General features: G+C 58.6%; 18 protein-coding genes. 9 read left to right on the forward strand and 9 right to left on the reverse strand.

Annotation, left to right across the window (positions count from 1 at the left end):
- The first annotated feature begins 41 nt into the window (after positions 1-41).
- Complete coding sequence (locus tag ACR0B5_RS16920) at positions 42-1529, forward strand: ABC transporter substrate-binding protein (protein ID WP_480542017.1); 1488 nt, start codon at positions 42-44, stop codon at positions 1527-1529.
- A 9-nt stretch (positions 1530-1538) separates the two neighbouring features.
- Here ACR0B5_RS16920 and ACR0B5_RS16925 read toward each other — a convergent pair whose 3' ends face one another.
- On the reverse strand, positions 1539-1865 hold the full coding sequence (locus tag ACR0B5_RS16925) for an SH3 domain-containing protein (protein WP_480542019.1): 327 nt from the start codon (positions 1863-1865) through the stop codon (positions 1539-1541).
- 105 nt (positions 1866-1970) lie between these two features.
- Between ACR0B5_RS16925 and ACR0B5_RS16930 the strand changes: the two genes are divergently transcribed.
- The 4 genes from ACR0B5_RS16930 to ACR0B5_RS16945 are packed head-to-tail and all read left to right on the forward strand — an operon-like array spanning position 1971 to position 6814.
- Entirely contained in the window at positions 1971-2918 is a 948-nt protein-coding gene (locus tag ACR0B5_RS16930; protein ID WP_480542021.1) for an ABC transporter permease, read from the forward strand.
- Positions 2915-3730, forward strand: coding sequence for an ABC transporter permease (locus ACR0B5_RS16935; protein ID WP_480542023.1), 816 nt, complete (start codon positions 2915-2917; stop codon positions 3728-3730). Before ACR0B5_RS16930 ends, ACR0B5_RS16935 begins: the two co-directional genes overlap by 4 nt.
- Positions 3727-5325 carry an ABC transporter ATP-binding protein gene (locus ACR0B5_RS16940; protein ID WP_480542025.1) on the forward strand — a complete coding sequence of 533 codons (1599 nt, stop codon included), beginning with the start codon at positions 3727-3729 and terminating at the stop codon, positions 5323-5325. Before ACR0B5_RS16935 ends, ACR0B5_RS16940 begins: the two co-directional genes overlap by 4 nt.
- Before the next feature lie 37 nt (positions 5326-5362).
- The gene (locus tag ACR0B5_RS16945; protein WP_480542027.1) at positions 5363-6814 is read left to right on the forward strand and encodes an aldehyde dehydrogenase family protein; all 1452 of its coding nucleotides are present in this window, start codon (positions 5363-5365) and stop codon (positions 6812-6814) included.
- Positions 6815-6909: 95 nt separating this feature from the next.
- On the opposite strand, the gene pncB is transcribed toward ACR0B5_RS16945, so the two are convergent.
- Positions 6910-8202, reverse strand: a complete 1293-nt coding sequence (pncB, locus tag ACR0B5_RS16950) for a nicotinate phosphoribosyltransferase (RefSeq protein ID WP_480542028.1) — start codon at positions 8200-8202, stop codon at positions 6910-6912.
- A 294-nt stretch (positions 8203-8496) separates the two neighbouring features.
- On the opposite strand from pncB, the gene ACR0B5_RS16955 reads away from it, so the two are divergent.
- A complete protein-coding gene (locus tag ACR0B5_RS16955; protein ID WP_480542030.1) occupies positions 8497-8865 on the forward strand; it encodes a hypothetical protein in 369 nt (122 codons plus the stop codon).
- Here ACR0B5_RS16955 and pncA read toward each other — a convergent pair.
- Positions 8862-9458, reverse strand: coding sequence for a bifunctional nicotinamidase/pyrazinamidase (gene pncA / locus ACR0B5_RS16960; RefSeq protein WP_480542032.1), 597 nt, complete (start codon positions 9456-9458; stop codon positions 8862-8864). The genes ACR0B5_RS16955 and pncA overlap by 4 nt on opposite strands.
- 94 nt (positions 9459-9552) lie before the next feature.
- On the opposite strand from pncA, the gene trhO reads away from it, so the two are divergent.
- On the forward strand, positions 9553-10458 hold the full coding sequence (trhO, locus tag ACR0B5_RS16965; protein WP_480542034.1) for an oxygen-dependent tRNA uridine(34) hydroxylase TrhO: 906 nt from the start codon (positions 9553-9555) through the stop codon (positions 10456-10458).
- Between the two features lie 64 nt (positions 10459-10522).
- Positions 10523-11023: a potassium channel family protein gene (locus ACR0B5_RS16970; RefSeq protein WP_170379453.1), complete on the forward strand. Its 501-nt coding sequence runs from the start codon at positions 10523-10525 to the stop codon at positions 11021-11023.
- Between the two features lie 3 nt (positions 11024-11026).
- On the opposite strand, the gene ACR0B5_RS16975 is transcribed toward ACR0B5_RS16970, so the two are convergent.
- Complete coding sequence (locus tag ACR0B5_RS16975) at positions 11027-11356, reverse strand: hypothetical protein (RefSeq protein WP_480542036.1); 330 nt, start codon at positions 11354-11356, stop codon at positions 11027-11029.
- 164 nt (positions 11357-11520) lie between these two features.
- On the opposite strand from ACR0B5_RS16975, the gene betB reads away from it, so the two are divergent.
- Positions 11521-12975 carry a betaine-aldehyde dehydrogenase gene (betB, locus tag ACR0B5_RS16980; RefSeq protein WP_480542038.1) on the forward strand — a complete coding sequence of 485 codons (1455 nt, stop codon included), beginning with the start codon at positions 11521-11523 and terminating at the stop codon, positions 12973-12975.
- Between the two features lie 197 nt (positions 12976-13172).
- Here betB and ACR0B5_RS16985 read toward each other — a convergent pair whose 3' ends face one another.
- Genes ACR0B5_RS16985 through ACR0B5_RS17005 form a run of 5 tightly spaced genes read right to left on the reverse strand, consistent with a single transcriptional unit; the run spans position 13173 to position 17826 of the window.
- Positions 13173-15323 carry a hypothetical protein gene (locus ACR0B5_RS16985; RefSeq protein ID WP_480542040.1) on the reverse strand — a complete coding sequence of 717 codons (2151 nt, stop codon included), beginning with the start codon at positions 15321-15323 and terminating at the stop codon, positions 13173-13175.
- Complete coding sequence (motA, locus tag ACR0B5_RS16990; RefSeq protein ID WP_480542042.1) at positions 15320-16189, reverse strand: flagellar motor stator protein MotA; 870 nt, start codon at positions 16187-16189, stop codon at positions 15320-15322. Before motA ends, ACR0B5_RS16985 begins: the two co-directional genes overlap by 4 nt.
- A gap of 45 nt (positions 16190-16234) precedes the next feature.
- Complete coding sequence (locus tag ACR0B5_RS16995) at positions 16235-16819, reverse strand: MotE family protein (protein ID WP_480542044.1); 585 nt, start codon at positions 16817-16819, stop codon at positions 16235-16237.
- Positions 16816-17319 carry a hypothetical protein gene (locus ACR0B5_RS17000; protein WP_480542046.1) on the reverse strand — a complete coding sequence of 168 codons (504 nt, stop codon included), beginning with the start codon at positions 17317-17319 and terminating at the stop codon, positions 16816-16818. Before ACR0B5_RS17000 ends, ACR0B5_RS16995 begins: the two co-directional genes overlap by 4 nt.
- A 9-nt stretch (positions 17320-17328) precedes the next feature.
- Complete coding sequence (locus ACR0B5_RS17005) at positions 17329-17826, reverse strand: flagellar basal body-associated FliL family protein (RefSeq protein WP_480542048.1); 498 nt, start codon at positions 17824-17826, stop codon at positions 17329-17331.
- Positions 17827-17834: the final 8 nt, after the last annotated feature.

Consider the following 17834-nt stretch of genomic DNA (forward strand, 5'->3'; position numbering starts at 1 on the left):
GAAATACGTGGCTACGTTGACATCAACGGGGAGAGATTTTCATGACAAAGCAGATGTTTCGAACCTTCGGTTCCATATTGGCGCTAAGCGCCAGTGTGCTGGCGACGCAGGCGTTGGCGAAATCCGACATCACCATCGCCATGCAGCTGGAGCCACCGCATCTGGACCCGACCAGCGCCGCCGCGCAGGCCATTGATTCGGTTGTCTACACCAATATTTTCGAAGGTCTGACCCGTTTCATGGGCGACGGCTCGGTCGTGCCGGGGCTGGCGGAAAGCTGGGAGATCTCAGACGACGGCACCGTCTATACCTTCAAACTGCGCGATGGCGTGACCTTCCATGATGGCACCACAATGGATGCCGAGGACGTCAAGTTCAGCCTGGATCGCGCTATGGCCGAGGACAGTGCGAATGCGCAAAAGGCGCTGTTCGCTGGCATCGAAGGCGTGGAGGCGGTGGAGCCCCTGACCGTCAAGGTGACCCTGTCCGAGCCAAACGGGAACTTCCTGTTCAACATGGCTTGGGGCGACGCCGTGATCGTGGCCTCAGACAGCATCGACGACATCAAGACCAACCCGGTTGGAACCGGGGCGTTCACCTTTGGCGAATGGGTGCAGGGCGACAGCATCACGCTGAACCGCAATCCCGACTATTGGGGCGATCAGCCCGCGTTAGAGACGGCGACGTTCAAGTTCATCTCGGATCCGACCGCCGCTTTTGCCGCCATGATGGCCGAGGATGTGGATGTGTTCGACAACTTCCCCGCGCCCGAGAACCTGCCTCAGTTCGAGGCCGATCCACGCTTTCAAGTGCTTGTCGGCTCCACCGAGGGGGAGACGATCCTGTCCACGAACAACAAGCAGGCGCCGTTTGACGATATCCTCGTTCGGCAGGCGCTGGCCCACGCGATCGACCGTCAGGCGATCATTGACGGAGCCATGTTCGGCTATGGCACCCCCATCGGCACCCATTTCGCACCGCATCACCCGGCCTATGTCAATCTGACCGGGCAATCCGCCTATGACCCGGAGAAAGCCAAGTCCCTTCTGGCCGAAGCCGGATTGGCAGACGGGTTCGAAACCACGCTGCATCTGCCGCCCCCGTCCTATGCGCGCCGAGGTGGAGAGATCATCGCCGCTCAATTGGCCGAAGTCGGGATCACGGCTGAGATCATTAATGTCGAATGGGCGCAGTGGTTGGAATCGGTCTTCAAGGGCAAGGATTTCGGCCTGACCATCGTCAGCCATACCGAGCCCATGGATATCGGCATCTACGCCCGGCCCGAATACTATTTCCAGTATGAAAGCTCGGATTTTCAGGCGCTGATGGAGTTGCTGAACACCACAACCGACCCGGATGAGCGCACCCGCCTGATGGGTGAGGCACAGCGGCTGATTTCCAGCGACTACGTCAACGGATACTTGTTCCAATTGGCCAAGCTCGGCGTGGCCAAGGCAGGCGTGCAGGGGCTGTGGCAGAATGCGCCAACAGCCGCTATTGATCTGACCGCGATCAGCTGGGCTGAGTAACTGTCGGGGCTAACCCGCCCCGTCAATCAGCCAATTGCTATGAACCCAGCCCTTGCGACGGGGCTGGCCATAGTAGACGCCGATCCACTCCCCCTGCTGCGCGCAGGTGCGGACTGTGTCGCCGTTCCGCAGTTGGTCGACCTGGAAATAGTTCGACCCAGGCCCGGTGCGCACAGCCAGAAAGCCATCACCGTTTGGATCCAGACCCGAGACGATACTGGCCGCGCATCCTGCGGATTGCCCGTCTTCGGTGATCACGAAATCCGCATCCAGTTGCTGAGCGGGCGCCGCGCCCGCTGCGGCTAAAAACAAAGCCGCAAGTACAGGTATTCTCATCATCAATTTCCTTTCAAACAATGGTTCTAGGATAGGGCCCGCACTGATTCTCGACAATGGAACTGGTGCTGGACCCAAAGCGCGGCCCGGCCTAACGTGGCGCTGATGCTTCGCTATGCCCTCAAACGTCTGATTTCGCTGGTGATCAGCCTGGCGGTTGCCTCGGTGGTGATCTTCGCTGTGATCGAGATCGCGCCAGGCGATCCGGCCTCATTCATGCTGGGCGTCAACGCGCAGCCCGATACGCTGGCCGCTCTGAGGGCCGAGTTGGGGTTGGATGTGTCCAAACTTGATCGGTACTTTAATTGGATTGGTGGCATGCTGACCGGCGATTTTGGCACCTCCTACACCTATCGCACGCCTGTCTCGCAGATGATCGCGGATCGGCTATGGGTGTCTTTGCCGCTGGCGCTTTATGCGCTGACCCTGTCCACCCTGATCGCCTTTCCAGCAGGCATCTACGCTGCCGCACGTCGCGGCAAACCGGGCGATCTGACGGTCATGGGGGCCACGCAACTGGGCATTGCCGTACCAAACTTCTGGTTCGCGATGATGCTGGTCTTGATCTTCGCCATCAACCTGCGCTGGTTCAACGCCGGAGGGTTCGCCGGTTGGGACAAAGGGTTCTGGACCGGGCTGCATTCCCTGACCCTGCCCGCCATCGCTTTGGCGCTGCCGCAAGCGGCCATTCTGGCGCGGGTGATGCGGTCGTCGCTGCTGGATATTCTTGGTGAGGATTTCATGCGCACAGCCCGTGCTAAGGGGCTTTCCCGCCGTCAGGCGCTGTGGAGACACGGAGTGCGCAACGCGCTGATCCCGGTGCTGACGATCATCGGGCTGCAGTTTTCGTTCCTTCTGGCCGGGTCGATTATCATCGAGCAGGTCTTCTACCTGCCCGGTCTTGGACGGTTGGTGTTTCAGGCAATCTCAGCCCGCGACCTGATCGTGGTGGAATCCGTGGTTATGCTTCTGGTTTTCGCCGTCATCACCGTGAATTTTCTGGTCGATCTGGCCTATGCCGCCGTGGACCCAAGGCTGAGGAGCCGGACATGAGCCGAAACCTGATCCTTGGCGCGGTGCTGTCGTCTCTGGTTCTGCTGGCGGCGCTGGTGTCTTTTGTCTGGACGCCTTATGACCACACGGCGTTGGACATTCCTGCCAAATTGCAACCACCCAACGCGCTGCATTGGTTCGGCACCGATCACTTCGGGCGTGATATGTTCTCGATGATCATGGTCGGCGCGCGGACGTCCATTGCAGTGGCGCTGGTGGCGGTTGGGATTGGTATGGCGTTGGGCGTGCCCTTGGGCCTGGCGGCGGCAGCGCGTAAGGGGTCTTGGCTGGATGAGGTCATCATGCGCGGCAATGATCTGGTCTTTGCCTTCCCATCGCTGGTCATTGCCATCCTGATAACCGCCGTTTTTGGTGCCGGAGCGATCAATGCGATCATCGCCATCGGTATCTTCAACATCCCCGTCTTCGCCCGTATCACCCGCGGCGCGGCCCTGTCCCTGTGGGAACGGGAGTTCATCTTAGCTGCCCGCGTGTCGGGCAAAGGTGCCGCGCGGATTTCTGTAGAACATATCCTGCCCAATGTCGCCAATCTGCTAATCGTTCAAGGGACCATCCAATTCAGCCTTGGAATCCTGGCCGAAGCGGGGCTGAGTTACGTCGGTCTCGGCGCGCAACCACCCACGCCAAGCTGGGGCCGAATGCTGGCCGATGCGCAGACAATGGTCAGTTTTGCCCCGCATTTGGCTCTGATTCCGGGTCTCGCGATCATCTTTACGGTGCTGGGTCTGAACCTACTGGGTGACGGTCTGCGCGACTGGCTCGATCCACGCATAAGGGTGGCGCGGGCATGAACCTGTTGCGTATCGAAAACCTGTCTCTGGCCATACATGGGGCCGAGATCCTGAAGCAAGTCAGCCTATCGATTGCGCCCGGTCAGATCGTGGCGGTCACGGGAGAGAGCGGCTCGGGCAAGTCCATGACTGCGCTGGCTGTCATGCAACTGACGCCAAACGGAGCGCGCACCGACGGATCGATAAATCTGGACGAGCAAGAGATCCTAAACCTGCCCGAGACAGAAATGTGCGCCCTTCGCGGCGCGTCGATCGGAATGGTGTTTCAGGAACCGATGACCGCCCTTAACCCGGTCAAAACCATCGGTGATCAGGTTATGGAGACCATCCTGATCCACAAAGTGATGCCCCGGGCGCAAGCTGAGGCCCGCGCGCAAGAGGTTCTCAGTCGTGTTGGCCTGCCTCCTGACCGTTTCCCTCTGTCCCGCTACCCGCATGAGCTGTCGGGCGGTCAGCGTCAGCGCGTGGTCATCGCGATGGCGATTGCGCTCAGGCCCAGGTTGCTGATCGCGGATGAGCCCACGACAGCCCTGGACGTGACCACTCAGGCCCAAATACTGGACCTGCTGAAGGGGCTGGTGCGCGAATACGACATGGGGCTTCTGATGATCACCCATGATCTAGCCGTGGTGGCCGATATGGCGGATCAGATTGTGGTCATGCGTCGGGGCCAAGTGGTCGAGAGCGGCGCAACCGATCATCTGCTTAGAAACATGCAGCACCCCTATACGCGGATGCTATTTGACGCCTCGAACCATCAAGTTGCTCTGCCCGAAACTCAGGAGCAAAAGCCCTTGCTTGAGGTCACCGACGTGGTTCGTGACTATCGCCTGCCGCGCACGGGACTGTTCACAAAGCCCGCCCATATGCGGGCGGTGGACACGATCAGCTTTACCCTCAACCGCGGAGAGCGTCTGGGCCTAGTCGGAGAGTCAGGATGTGGAAAATCTACCCTAACTCGGGCTATTCTTGGCCTTGAGGAGGTTCAATCCGGCGATATCCGTCTGGATGGCGCCCCCGTTTACTCGGGCCACAAGCCAAATCTCGACGTCCGCCGCAAGATGCAGGTCGTGTTTCAGGACCCTTATGGCAGCTTCAACCCGCGCCACCGCGTCGCGCGGTTGATCACGGAACCGTTTCACTTGCTGGAAACTCCTCCGACAGGGTCCGAGCGTCAGGACAGGATCGCCGAGATGCTACGCGCCGTCGGCCTCAGCCCGGATGATGCTGGGAAATACATCCACGAATTCTCGGGAGGGCAGCGGCAACGTATCGCCATTGCCCGCGCGTTGATTATCCGACCAGAACTGATCTTGTTTGACGAGGCAGTCTCGGCCCTCGACGTGTCGGTCCGGGCGCAGATCCTCGATCTTCTCGCTGAGCTTTGCGCGGCCTATGATCTGACCTACCTGTTCATCAGCCACGATCTGAGCGTCGTGCGTACGATCACGGATCGGGTGATGGTGATGCAGGCCGGGAAAATCGTCGAACAGGGCGAGACTGAGGATGTCTTTGCCAATCCTCGCCATCCTTATACCCGTAAGCTCATCTCGGCCGCGCCGCAATTGCCCGAAATCGGCCGCAAAATCGCATGATATTCTAAATGTTAGAGCCTAAATACAGGAGTTCCCAATGACCAACCCGATTTGGTTCGACCCCAGCCAATGCCTTATCGGCGGGGAATGGCAAAGACCGGAAGCAAGGGAATACTTGCCGCTTGTGAACCCTTCGGACGGGTCGGAACTCTGCCAGATTGCACGTGGTCAGCAGGCAGATATCGATGCGGCTGTTGTTGCCGCGCGATCCGCGTTGGACGGAGATTGGGGCCGGGTGCCTGCGTTTGAGAGGGGGCGCATCCTGAGCAGACTTGGGCAATTGGTTCTGGACCGGGTGGACGACCTCGCCCGGCTTGAAGCCATGGATGTCGGCAAACCGCTGACCCAGGCCCGCGCCGACGCCATCGCTCTGGCGCGATATTGCGAATTCTACGGGGGTGCGGCGGATAAGGTGATGGGTGAGACTATCCCTTATCTCGACGGTTACACCGTCTACACCCTGCGCGAGCCGCATGGGGTCACGGGGCATATCGTGCCGTGGAACTACCCGATGCAGATCATTGGACGCTCGGTCGGGGCGGCGCTGGCCATGGGCAATGCATGCGTTTTGAAACCCGCGGAAGAGGCCTGCTTGACCGCCCTCGCCTTCGTCAATCTGGCGGTTGAGGCCGGTTTGCCGGCCGGTGTGCTGAACGTCGTTCCCGGTCTGGGGGCTGAGGCTGGCGCGGCGCTGTCCGGGCACGCGGGCGTTGACCATATCTCGTTCACCGGGTCGGTTGCGACGGGGGCTTTGGTGCAGCAAGCGGCCGGGAAAAATGTGGTTCCGGTGACGCTGGAACTGGGCGGGAAGTCCCCGCAATTGGTGTTCGAAGATGCCGATCTGGAGGCGGCCCTGCCGTTTCTGGTCAATGCGGGCATTCAGAACGCGGGGCAAACCTGCTCGGCCTCGTCGCGCATTCTGGTGCAGCGCGGTTTGTATGAGCAGGTCAAGGAGCGGATGGCCGAGGCCTACGCGCAACTGACCGTCGGCCCTGCGTTAGACGACCTGCGCGTAGGGCCGCTGATCTCGGATCGGCAGAAGGCAATTGTTTCCGGGTTCTTGTCCAAAGGCGCGGATTTGACGATTGCCGGGCAGGGACAGATCGTAGCCGACGCACCTGAGGCGGGGGCCTATGTGCGCCCTACGCTGTTTGCCGACGTTCCCGCCGATCACGCTATGGCCCGGGAAGAGATCTTTGGCCCAGTTCAAGTCATGATCCCGTTTGAGACCGAAGAACAGGCTCTAACCATAGCTAACAGCACGGACTACGGTTTGGTCGCCAGCATCTGGACACGCGACGGGGCGCGGCAGATGCGATTGGCCAAGCGTCTGCGTTCGGGGCAGGTGTTCATTAACAATTACGGCGCAGGCGGAGGCGTAGAGCTACCATTCGGAGGGGTGGGGAAATCCGGCCACGGTCGCGAAAAAGGGTTCGAGGCGCTTTATGGCTTCTCGCAACTCAAGACGGTGGCCGCCCTGCACGGCTAGAGCATTTGCGTTTGACTTGAATCGAAATGCGCTGCCTCTCCCGGCGGTCGAACGCGCATTTCGATGGCTTTCTCTCAGGTAAAACCCAAAGCGATCTAGACGATCACCTCAATCGGTTTCTGCGCGCCAACGCCGAACACCCGCTTGTAGCGCTCGATTTCCTCGGCAGGTCCCATGGCTTTTTCCGGGTTATCCGACAGTTTGACCGTCGGGCGCCCATTGGCAGACACCGCCTTGCACACCAGCGAGAACGGCGCCAGCGCGTCATCTGGAACAAGGCCGCGGAAGTCGTTGGTCAGCAGGGTGCCCCAGCCAAAGGAGATATTGGTGCGCCCTGCGAACTGACTGTGCAGCTCTTTGATCTTGTCGACGTCCAAACCGTCCGAGAAGATGATCCGCTTCTGCTTAGGGTCCTCGCCACGTGACGTCCACCAGTCGATCGCGACCTCGGCACCAGTTGCGGGGTCGCCGCTGTCGATGCGGATGCCCGTCCACCCGGCCAGCCAGTCGGGGGCATGGTCCAGAAACCCTTTGGTGCCATAGGTGTCGGGCAGGATGATGCGCAGATTGCCCTCGTGTTCGTCATGCCAGTCGCTGAGAACATCATAGGGGGCCTGCGCCAGCGCTTCATCCGTGTCGGCGAGGGCGGAATAGACCATGGGCAGTTCATGCGCATTGGTGCCGATAGCCTCAACCTCGCGCCGCATCGCGATCAGGCAGTTCGAGGTGCCGGTGAACGATTTACCCAGCCCCTCGATCATGGCCTGAACGCACCAATCCTGCCAAAGGAAGGAATGCCGCCTCCGCGTGCCAAAATCTGCAATCCCAAGCCCGTCGATAGAACCCAGCTGTTCGATCTTTTCCCACACACGCGTCATCGCACGGGCATAGAGCACCTGAAGCTCGAACCGGCGCATGTGGTTCAGCACCGCGCGCGAGCGTAGCTCCATCAGCACCGCGAGCGCCGGGATTTCCCACAACATGACCTCATGCCATTTGCCCTCGAAGGTCAGTTCGTATTGGTCACCTTTACGCTCCAGATGGTAGGGCGGCAGGCGCATATTCTCGAACCATTCCATGAAATCCGAGCGGAACATCTGCCGTTTGCCATAGAACATATTGCCCCGCAGCCACGTGCTTTCCCCCCGGCTGAGGCTGAGCGAACGGATGTGATCCAGCTGTTCCCGCAGCTCACCTTCGTCGATCAAACTGGCCAGCGGCACGTGATTCGAGCGGTTGATCAAGGAAAACGCGACATCTGTTTGGGGCTTGTTGCGAAACACTGACTGGCACATCAGCAGTTTGTAGAAATCCGTGTCGATCAAAGACCGCACAATCGGGTCTATCTTCCATTTGTGATTGTAGACACGGGTCGCGATGTCGACCATGGGGAACTCCTGCAATTTCTGTTGTTAGATCAATCAGCACGGCGAATGGCAAGAGTCGCTGATTCGGTGACAATGCCCGTTTGACGTCACAATGCGGGCTTATTGTCCGGTGTTTTCACCAATTAGTGATGGGGTGGGATGGAAAGACAAAACTGATGGTTGTTAATGAGTTTGCTGTACGATTTTGATATGGTTGTTAGACCGACGGAAGGGGATGTTCCGGCTCAGGTCTGTGCGCGGTTCAGAGATGTGAAGACCTCTGACGCGTTGCGAGGGGCTTCCCCGGGGATCCGCATGATGTTTCAGGACGCGGGGTTCGATCTCGACTCCCATGTCAGTGGCATCGTGCCGGACAAGTTTCCAACCGAAGACCTGCCCGACCGAACCCGGATACTGCGCACTCTATTCGACAACATCAAAACCCGCGGTGTGCGGGGGGAATACTGCGGTGAGTTCGATCTACGGCAATTCCTCGGCCACATTCGCCGCGCTGAGGCGGTCGATGGGCTTGTCCGGGTTATTCCAGTTCAGCACCCTCCGAAACCACAGCCTGACGGGCCCAAACGCAGGACCGCAAAAGGGCGGATTGGTGTTGGTCTTGGAGTGGCGGTGATCCTGTTTGCGGTGCTTAAGTATTTCGCAGAAGCGGGTGCCACACCTTAGTCGGCCAGAGTAACTCCGGCGGCCTGCATAGCCTGTTGCGCCGCAGCCAGTGAACCATCCATGTCAATCGCACGGCAGGCGCTTTGAACTACCGTGACGTCGAACCCCAGCTTCGCGGCATCAACTGCAGAATAGTGAACACAAAAATCGGTCGCGAGCCCCACGAGGGTCAGTTTCGAAAAGCCGCGCGTGTCCAGATACCCTTTCAGCCCGGTTGGCGTCGCTTGGTCATTCTCGAAAAACGCCGAATAACTGTCGATGGCGCTTCGGAACCCTTTGCGGATGATCAGGTCGCCATCCGTGCGCAAATCCGGGTGAAAACCCGCGCCATCGGTGCCTTGCACGCAATGGTCGGGCCACAGAACCTGCGGGCCATAGGGCATCTCGGTCATCTCGAAGGGGGCCTTGCCCGGATGCGAACTGGCGAATGAGGAATGCGCCGCCGGATGCCAGTCCTGCGTAAGGATGACGGCATCAAACCTGTCCATCATGGCGTTGATCGGAGCAACGATCTCGTCCCCTCCGGCCACGGCCAACGCTCCGCCGGGGCAGAAATCGTTCTGGACGTCGATGACAAGCAGGGCATGGGTCATGGCAATCTCTCCTTTGGTCTATCGGTACGGCGCAGTGCAGGACGCGTCAATCCGATCCCTTGCGACTCTGCGCTGTCAGGTTTAGACCGCGCGCATGTACACGATCGCTGCCCTCTACCACTTCACCCGTTTCGCTGATCACGCCGCCCTGCGAGAGCCGCTGCTGGACCTGTGCCGCGCGCATTCTGTCAAAGGGACCCTTTTGCTGGCGCAAGAGGGGATCAACGGTACGATTGCTGGTCCGCGTTCCGGGATCGACGCCGTTCTGGCGCATATCAAGGCCCTACCGGGCTGTTCCGATCTGGAGTGGAAAGAGGCCACTGCCGACCATCCGCCTTTTGGCAAGATGAAGGTGCGTCTGAAGAAAGAGATCGTGACCATGGGCCAGCCGGATGTCGATCCGCGTGCCCGCGTTGGCAATTATGTTGAACCCGAGGAATGGAACGATCTGATCCGCTCGGACGATGTGGTCGTGATCGACACACGCAATGACTATGAGGTGGCGATTGGCACGTTTGAGGGCGCAATAGATCCTGAAACCGCGAGCTTCCGCGAATTTCCCGACTGGTGGGAACAGAACAAGGACCGGTTCCACAATAAGCGCGTCGCGATGTTCTGCACCGGTGGGATCCGCTGCGAGAAATCCACCAATTTTCTGCTGGGGCAGGGGGTCGAGGATGTCTATCACCTCAAAGGTGGCATCCTGCGCTATCTCGAAGAAATGCCTGCCGAGGACAGCACTTGGCAGGGCGAGTGTTTCGTCTTCGACAACCGTGTGTCGGTTGGCCACGGCCTGGTCGAGGGGCCGCATAACCTGTGCCACGGATGCCGCCGCCCAATCCTGCCCGAAGATGTCAAGCGCCCGGAATATGAACATGGCGTGTCCTGCCATCTCTGCGTGGAGGAGACGTCAGAGGCCGACAAGATGCGGTTCCGCGAGCGGCAGAAACAGATCCTCCTGGCCCGTGCGCGTGGCGATGAGCATCTGGGCAGCGTCTGAATTCCGCTTGCAGGTCGGAGGGGAATCCCGATGATTATCGCCGGATTGCTGTGATGGAGCTTCAATGACCCGCAAACCGACAACTCTGGCAGAGTGGAAATCGACCTTTCTGGCCGCTGCCGGATTGGTACTGGCCAGTTTCCTGGCGTGGTTCGGCCTGTCGCGGTTGAGTGAGACCACTGCTGGGGACACGATCGGCACCATTGCCTCGGTCGCGTTGCTGATCTGGCTGGTGTCGCAGTCGTGGTACTACATGACCCAGGTGAAATCGCCGCGCAGGTTGTTGTTCCTGATGGGTGTATCCTTCATTCAGGTCGTGCCGTTCCTGTTTGCAGCCGTCTACGGGGCCTTTGGCTACAACGACAATTGCGTTCTCGGGGCGGAAGGCCCTGCCGATATCCTGTATTTCTCATATGTCACCTTCACCACGGTCGGGTATGGCGACATGAGCCCCACAGGACTGTGCCGCGGCTTGGCCGTGTCCGAGGCCGTCACCGGATATATCCTTTTGGGCATGTTTGTTGCAGCAGCTGTGTCGCTTTATTCGCGAAACCACGCGCATTAGGCTCTATTTATTCTGGTCGATCCAACGCGACATGAGTTGTTTGTCGTGAAAGCACTCGGACGGGATCGGGCGACGTTTGCTGCGGGATATCCGTTCAGCAAAGGCGACCTGCTTGCCGGTCGGGTAGTTGGCAAAGGGCGATGGATCCTCGGGCTTATGGGCCGAGATCCACGCCGACATGGACTTGCGGTCCCGCTGCGCCTCAACCGGGATTTCTAACGCGGTCTGCTCAGCGATGGCACGAGCATAGCGCATTTGCCGATCTGTGACCGGCAGCAGGTGGTAGTCGTTCGAAGGCCCGTATAGGGTCTGATTTCGTGCGTAGTAAGACATCGGAATGTTCCTCTGACCATGGGGAACATAAATAGAACATTAACTCTTTTTTTCAAGGGCAGGGCGATTCACATCAGCGGGAGTTTGCCGTGATTCAGTTTTATTGACTGACCAATCAATAAAAGATACATGCTTGGGAAATTGCTTCGGAAAAGGAACCCGGCATGAAATTTCAGCCCAAGGCGAGCCATTTCATCAATGGCGCATATGTCGAAGACACAAACGGCGCGCCGATTGATGTGATTTACCCTGCAACGGGTGAGTTCATCGCCCGGCTGCATTCAGCCACGCCCGAGATCGTTGATCAGGCTCTGAATAGTGCGAAAGCGGCGCAAGCGGAATGGGCCGCCATGTCCGGGACCGAGCGTGGCCGCGTTCTGCGCCGCGCTGCAGATATCCTACGCGACCGCAATCACGACCTCTCGGTTCTGGAAACGCATGACACCGGCAAACCCCTGCAAGAGACGCTGGTGGCCGACGCGACCTCGGGCGCGGATGCGCTGGAGTATTTCGGAGGGCTGGCCGCGTCCCTTACCGGTGAACACATCCCTCTGGGCGGTGGCGACTTCGTCTACACCATCCGCGAGGCGCTGGGCGTGTGCGTCGGGATCGGTGCATGGAACTACCCCACCCAGATCGCCTGTTGGAAGGGCGCGCCAGCGTTGGCCTGCGGCAATACGATGGTGTTCAAGCCGTCCGAGACGACCCCGCTCTCCGCACTAAAGGTGGCCGAGATTCTCATCGAAGCAGGCGCACCCAAAGGCATTTACAACGTAATTCAGGGCTATGGCGATGTAGGTGCATCGCTGGTGACCGATGCGCGCGTTGCCAAAGTGTCTTTGACCGGCTCGGTGTCGACGGGCCGCAAGGTCTATGCCGCGGCCGCCGATGGCATGAAGCACGTGACCATGGAACTGGGCGGCAAATCCCCCATGATCGTTTTCGACGACGCCGATATCGAGAACGCGGTCTCAGGTGCGATTTTGGGCAATTTCTATTCCTCAGGTCAGGTCTGTTCGAACGGCACCCGCGTGTTCGTCCAGAAAGGTATCAAAGAGGCGTTTCTGACCCGCTTGGCCGAACGTCTGGCAACCGCCAAGATTGGCGATCCGCTGGATGAAGAGGTCAACTTTGGCCCAATGGTCAGCGAAAATCAGATGAACATCGCGCTGGGCTACGTGGAAAAGGGCAAGGCCGAAGGCGCGCGTCTGGTCTATGGAGGAGAACGGATCGCGGGCGAGGGGTTCTACATGCAACCCACTGTGTTCGCCGATGTCACCGACGACATGACCATCGCCCGCGAAGAGATCTTTGGCCCGGTCATGTCTGTTCTGGGCTTCGACACCGAAGAAGAAGTCATGGCCCGCGCCAATGACACCGAATTCGGCCTCGCGGCCGGGGTGTTCACCAACGACCTGACCCGCGCCCATCGCATCGTCGCCGGGTTCGAGGCCGGGACTTGTTATATCAACACCTACAACCTCGCCCCGGTTGAGGCACCGTTCGGCGGCTCCAAGATGTCGGGTGTCGGTCGCGAGAACTCGAAGCTCGCCATCAACCATTTCAGCGAGATGAAAACCGTCTACGTCTCGATGAATGAAGTCGAGGCACCTTACTGATCAACCGTCTTGTTGGCGCTCTGCTCTTCTCAATACACGAGTGGCAGAGCGCTTTTCTATTGTGACCGTTACACTATCAAAAGAACACACGAAGCCCCGTCAGAGATTTGATCGAGCTATTGTTTTACCACGGCACGAAGGGAAACTACGCTAGTAGCATGGATAGAGTTTTTGGACGAGACCCGAGACGGTTGAGGTCATTGGTTGGGATCGGTTCTCTCATCGAAGGCGACCTCTGGATCGGGGATTAGAGCGAACAGGTCGGCAATATGCGCTCGGGTCTCTTCACTGTCGGCCAGTAGGCTGTTGGCATCGGCCAGAGGCGTTTCAAGAAGACGACGAGGCGCTAAGGCAAGCTTGCCCGAGATCTCGGCCAGGTTCGCAAATCGTCCTTCAGGTTCAATATTTTCGGGCAATCCAGCCAACCAGAAATACCGGTTCGCAACCTCGGTTTCGCCGAGGTCTCGGTACAGCTCTGCCGTCGCACTCAGATCGCCGATCGCCGCCAGCGCCTGAGCGCGCAGGGTATCGGCGGCCGCTGAGGCATCATCGGACAGTTCCAGCATCGCTTTGTGCGGTTTTTCGTCCAACAGTGCCGCGCGCGCGCGCAATCGGGCCCGTTGGGATCGGTCCGTCGTGTCATGCGTGCGATTGGCAAAGGCAGAACTTTGAGCCGCAAATCCTAAAGCGGCCAACCGATCTGACACTGCAATAGCGGCTTGTGTGGTCAAAGCCATCGAGTCGCTATCAGACATGGACAGCACCTGTTTCAGAAAGGTCACATCATTTGACCGTTCTGTCAGCAGATGCATATGACGGATTAGAACATCCGCGCGATCTACACCCTCGGGCAGCGCTTGGATCAGGTCGTAGGCCGTATCGAACTCATTGTTCAAACTCAGCGCAACGATATGTGCGTGCTGCATCATTGGTCCGGTTTCAGATCCACGAAACTCCAATGCGTAAGCTGCGGCAAGGGCAACGTCCTGCGGGGATACCGCCCCCCGCTCTGTCCAGCGTTTCTCGATCAAGCGCGCCAAGGCCAGAGGGGCATCTGTTGCGGTTTCCGGCGTAGAAATGACCTCTTCCAAGATGGCATCGGCCACCTCAGAGTCGCCTTCGGCCTGAGCGATCTGAGCCTTGGCCACACTGGGTTGCTCCTCCGTTTCAACGCGATCAACGGAGCGCATCACCCGCCGCGCCGCCTCCAACTTATCGGCTTCGACCAGAATCGATGACAGTCTTGGGCCCAAACTGCGACGCAAGTGTTGGGGGAGGCTAGAGAAAGACTGTTCAATTGCGTCCAGATCGGCATCCGGGCCCAGCGTTTGCTCGCTGAGCAGTGACCAGAAAGCCGCATCGCTACTGCAGCGCTGAAGACCCCGAAACGGGCTATCTTCTGCGGACTCACGGTGATCCATAAGCCCGGCTATGGCTTGCACCCAGCTTTGCTCTTCGGAATGCTCTTCAATCAGATCGAGCGTGGAGACAGCTTCTAAACCGAACCCGTAGTACGCGTAGAGTTTCGCCAGCTTGAAGGCCCGGTCGGTGTCTACACGATCGAATTCCTGATACAGGTCGGAGCGCAGATCAGCGATCTGCTCGTCAAACGGGCGCGCGTCGGACCATGTGTCGAACCCAAGCCAAGCGCTGCTGATGCAGGCGGGACGTTTTTCTATTTGGGGAATATCGGGGCCAAGAAGGCCTTCCAACTCGTCCACAATCGTTGAGACGTTCATATTTGCTGCAAAATTCGGCAGCATGTCCGTGTCGTTCGGAGGTGTGGACGTGCGGGGTCCAATAGCAGCTAGGTCCAAGTCGAGAACCTCTCGGTCCGCACCTTGCAGTAGCCTGGCTGAAAGTTGATCTTTGAATCCCTGTTGGTTCAGCGTCAAAAGCGGCAAAGCCAAAGGTTCAGGCGGATCTTCTACTTCCAACGGCGGCAGAGACGGTGGCAGAGGGATGTTGGCCGTCAAAGGCGGAGGCAAAGTGCCCTGCGAAATGTCCATAACGATCATTGACTGTTGAAACAGAAAGGCCGTGGCCACGCAGTCGCAGCCAAATTCCAAATCAAGTGCGGCACCTGGTTCCGATTGAGACAGGGCGGAGAGGCGATTGGATGTCAGCCTTCCAAACACGCCTTCTGTCTGAAATAGGACGTCGTCGATTGAAACGGTCAGCCTCGCCCCGTTTTTTCGGCGTGCAAGAACCCATCCCGTGCCCGGCGGAACCTTTACGACGAGGCGGGTATGGCTGTCATGTTCTCCTGACCGGACAACCAGCGTTTCAGCAGTGGCCGAGGTTGCCACTGCGATCAGGATCGACGTGAAGAGAGCTATGCCTTTCATGCCGCCGCCTGTTTGAGTTCCTTGAGAGCATCCTCAAGTTCCGAGAAACTAGGCCGGTTGTGGGTTGGTGTGTTCTGGCGGCCGACTTCGATGCACATGGCGGCATTGTGGTTGTGCAGGTTGGCGACCAAAACCTCTTTGATCAGCTGGTAGAAGTGATTGTCTTCTTCCACGACGGTTTTCAGCTTGCCCGCAAAGGGCCCGACCAGGCCATAGGCCAGAAACACCCCTAGAAATGTCCCGACCAGAGCGCCCCCGATCAGCTTGCCCAGAACCTCGGGCGGCTGGTCAATTGATCCCATCGTTTTGATCACGCCCAGAACGGCAGCGACAATCCCGAGGGCAGGCAAGCCGTCGGCGACGGTTTGCAGCGCATGGCTGGAATGCATGGCGTGATGAAAATTGGCTTCCATACGCTTTTCCAGAACTTCTTCGACCTGATGGGGGTCATCATAGTTCAGTGCAGCCGAGCGCATCGTGTCACAGATCAGATCCACAGCTTCTTTGTCGGACTGGATTTTCGGGTAGGCGGAAAACAGGCTCGAGTTTTCGGGATCTTCAATGTGCTGTTCGACCTCGACCGGGTTTGCGCGTGCGATCCGGATCAAAGAAAATAGAAGGCACAGAAGGTCCCGGTAGTCTTCGGGTTTCCACTTTGCCCCCTTGAAGACTTTACCCATGTCTTTGATCGTGTGTTTGATCCCACCCATATCGTTGCTGATCAGAAAGGCACCAACAGCGGCGCCGCCGATCATCATCATCTCAAACGGCAGGGATTTCATGATAATCGTCATCTTTCCGCCCGCAGCCAGATAGCCGCCGAACACCATTACAAAGATGACAACAATTCCAACAATTCCAATCATTTGCGATCTCCGGCAAGTATCCAAATAGCCTTGATAAGCATGCGATTATTCCTGTGGCGCATTGGCATTTCGACCCGCCATGACGACACTGATCGTATAGGCGGCTTCGGGGCTGAGGCCGGCCAGCACGCCCGCTGCTGCATCGGCGGGCATGCGCGACAGGAAACCGGCCGCAAAGCTGGGATCCATCGTCTCGAACAGGGCGGCGGCATCTTTGGGTTTCATGTTTTGGTAGACGTCCGTCAGCCGGGTCAGGTCCGTTTCAGCGGCCTTGTTCGCCAGTGCTAGTGTTTCCCGCAGGTCTTCCTCGGCTTGCTGTAGTGCAGCCAAGCGCGTTTCGATGGCCGCACGGGCAATCTCAACCGCCTTTTCCTGTTCTTCCAAGGCTTCTTCCCGCTGTTTCAGGCGTTTTTCACGGCGCAGAAGTTCGGTCAGAAGCACCTGTAGATCCGGAGCGGGTTTTGACATTGGCGGCTCTTCAGCCTTTGTTGGCTCAACTGTCTTGGCCAATGCAGGCCCGGCTTCCAACCCAAGGCGAATCGCGGCGGATCCGAGCATCAGCAGAGCAATCACCGCCAACACGCCGCCGCGGGGTCGCGCCCTGCCTTTCTGCGTGCTAGAGCGTTTCATTCCGCGGCCTCCACACGCTGCCGATTGTGCCGGAAGAACATCAAACCTTCAGGTGCCTTGCTTGGTTGGTCGGCCTTGCTCTCGTCGGCGGGTGTGTCGTCTGCATCCGAGTCCTGAGTGTCAGAGGTCTCCTCAGGCTCGGCCTTGCCCTCAGCCTCTTCATCCGGCTCTGACGATACTTCCGGCGAGGGCGGTTCAGGCGCGGCCTTTTCTTCTGGGATGACGTCGTGCATTGAGGCCATCATCAGTTCGAGCCGCTGCGCAACCGATTGCGCGCGCTCTGTCAGCTCTTTCAGTTCATGCCCGGATTGGTCCGAAGCCGCCCGCGCGCTGTCCAGCGACTTTTTCAACTCTTCCGCCTGGGTGGACAGCACCGCGACGGCCCCGCCCACGCCTTGTTCCAGATCCGTGAACCGTTTCAGGCGGCGGGACAGGACAAAGCAATACAGACCGGCACCCAGCGCGCCCGCGACCAGCAAAATATCTGCAATAAGCTCCAATTTCGCCTCCTAATTCAGAACAAATTCCATCACCAGAACGTCGCGCACACGACCCTCTCCGACGACGATTTCAATGCGCCGCAGCAGATGCCCCCGGATACGCGCCAGCGCTAAGGAGTCCTCAAGATCCGAAACCTCCAGCGCGCGAAGATATCCGTTCAGCACATCCATGATTCGCGGCTGCATTTTTTCCACATCACTGATGTAGGCCGAGTTAACTTCGAGCTGCGCGTGGAATTTCAGATGCCGCGACTCACCCGCATTCACCGACAGAATCACAGGCGGAAGATCGACGAATCCCACATCCGGCAGGGCCTTGGCCGGTTTGTCTTTTTCAGCATCCATCGAATCCGCCTTTTCGGGTTTTGCCCCAAAGGGCAACAGCCCGGACGTGGTCGCGTAATAGCCGCCGCCCGCCCCGACGAGCGCCAGAATCACCCCGATGATCAGACCCATTTTCCTTGATTTCTTAGGGGCTTCTGCCTCTTCTGCTGTAGCGTCAGTCATGACGTCCT

This window comes from Ruegeria sp. AG1 (genome assembly GCF_056541705.1).